At 43.1% G+C, this 2,302-nt stretch carries 1 protein-coding gene and 2 pseudogenes; all 3 read right to left on the bottom strand.

The genetic code is table 11. The features are described 5' to 3' along the window. Positions 1-172: pseudogene (locus REG_RS14935) on the bottom strand (hemin ABC transporter substrate-binding protein); the annotation flags it as partial. Next, a pseudogene (locus REG_RS09810) lies at positions 169-1,233 on the bottom strand (hemin-degrading factor). The pseudogenes REG_RS14935 and REG_RS09810, both read right to left, overlap by 4 nt. Positions 1,234-1,250: 17 nt before the next feature. After that, a partial coding sequence (locus tag REG_RS14930; RefSeq protein ID WP_339739754.1) for a TonB-dependent receptor domain-containing protein occupies positions 1,251-2,302 on the bottom strand: 1,052 nt, incomplete at its 5' end.

Raw genomic sequence — 2,302 nt, 5'->3', positions numbered from 1 at the left:
AATGATTTTATTGCTGATGGCGTTAAGCTAGTGCTGTCACGAGCCACATTTTTGAACCTACGCCTAAGGCGTAGGTAATTTCGGAAACGTCACCGCCAATAGTGACGATACGCTCTGCAACAGCATTGAACAATGGCAATGCCAAGATCAACGGCAGTAGCCAAATTTTCATGCAGCGACATCCTTTTTAACAGGCAGGGCTGACAATTGTTCGCGCCATTGACTCTGCTCGGGCTGCCCTTCATGGCGCTGCCCAAATAATTGGGCAATTTGGGTGCCATCTGCAGCAAATAATTCCAAACTGGTGACAAAACCATCTTTGGTTGGTTTGCGCGTGATCCAGCTTTCGGCGATCGCACTTTCATGCAACTGCAGAGTAAAACGCTGATTATTGACGCCAATCCAACCTTCTTCTATTGTTTTTTGCTGTGTTACATTTTGTTCAATCAATCCGGTAAAAATTTATATACAAGCGCCGTTACTGACGAAAATCATAATCTCATTCTGCTGTTGATGAGCGGCATTAAGAATTTGCAGTAAGGCTCCACGCTCAACTTGATAGGCCAGATCATCAGGAACCACACGGAATAACTGCTGACGAGTCACATTATGCCGTTCTAGTAATCGGAAGAATTGGTGAATATCTGTCATCTTACGCCATTCATCTTCAATCTGGGCGGCATTGTTGATATCAATGCTGTTTTTCTGAGAGGGAGATGACGATTGCAGCAACAGTTCAGGATTATCAGGGCTAGTGTATTCTTCTATTAACTTTTGCCAATGGGAATGCTGGCTTTCATCAGTAAGAGAAACGCTATGTACCGCATTACCCTCTACATCATAAAAATGGATACTTTGCTGTTCACCTTGTCTTTCATTTTGTTCCCGCATGACAAATATACTGTCCCACTTGTCTAAAAACAGACGGAGATCCAATTCGCGTGGATTGAGTATAATCCCTCCACGAGGGGTATATTTCTGGTTTTTATAACGACCTATCATCTGCTGGATGGCATATCGATTAGCCGTCGTCGATTATTTGACAAGACCGATATTTTCTAACTTAGTTAATAACGTTAACGCATCGACTTGTAGCCGTTGTGCATCATGTCCTACCCGCGCATGCGCGAGGGCGGCTTCACTGACATTGAACGTTTTGGCGATATTGGCGGTCGACATGCCTGGATATTGCTGTTTTTCTTTAAGATATTGCAGGTATAGCGAGGATTTCATGATGATGTCCTTTTTAATTACCATTGATAACTGATAAATAGTTTCGCACTACGCCCATCTTGTGGAATCCCCTGTGGTGAAGCGTATTGTTTATCGAAAGCATTAGCTAACACCGCGGTTGTCGTCATTCCTTGAAAATGGCCTTGGCCTTTATAGCTGAGATAAAAATCGTTCACGCCATAGCCCGCCTGTGGTTTTAGTGAGCGTTTATTTTTTGGAGAGCTGAGCATGAAATGGTTATCTTTTGCTGCAGTGAGTACCCAACCGGTAGAAAATCCTGTGCTCGCTATAGGGAGATCAAGTCTACTCGTGAGGGTATCCGGATTAATACTAGCAATATAATTTCCGCTCTCTTGATTTTTACCTCGAGTACAGTTGTAAGCGAGATCCCAGCTAAACCAATCTGTTTGGTAATTTATCATGACATCCCACCCCCAAATCTTGGCCTGTTTAATATTTTTGGCTTTGGTCTTTGTATAGTTATCATAGACATCAACGTAAATGTAATCCTTGGCTTGTGTATCAAAGTAACTGGCCTTAAATTGCCAGGCATCGTTGTTAGCCAATACATTGTCGAATTGCAAGCCGAAACCATATTCTTGTGTTTCGTTAGTCTCTGGTTTTAAATGAGGGTTTGGTTGCCAAAAATTCGTAACATGCCTAGTAGAGAAATGTTTACCGTCATTGTATATCTCACCCATTTTTGGCGCGCGGAAAGCCTGTGCATAAGAGCCAAACATCATCAACCAGTCGGTAGGTGTAATGGTGATAGCCCCTCGTGATGACCATTTATCCGCCGATACATCTGGATTTTTTTTATTTTCGGCATGATAGCGGTCAAAACGAGTCCCTAACAAAAGAGAGACAGGTAGATCACGCAGGGTTATTTCGTCTTGTGCCCAACCCGAATTGACATTAATTTTCGCCGCTGGAAAGCTTTTCGCCAAACCACTGGGATTTTGTTTCTGCTGATACGCTTCCGTGCCATAGGTCAATAAATGTGATGCTGGGCTGTGAGTGAAAAATCGGCTACGGTTTTCTAACTTAACGCCACGGGTGATTTGTTCAT

Source organism: Candidatus Regiella insecticola LSR1, assembly GCF_000143625.1.
GTDB lineage: Bacteria > Pseudomonadota > Gammaproteobacteria > Enterobacterales > Enterobacteriaceae > Regiella > Regiella insecticola.
This window is presented reverse-complemented; position numbering and strand designations above follow the sequence as displayed.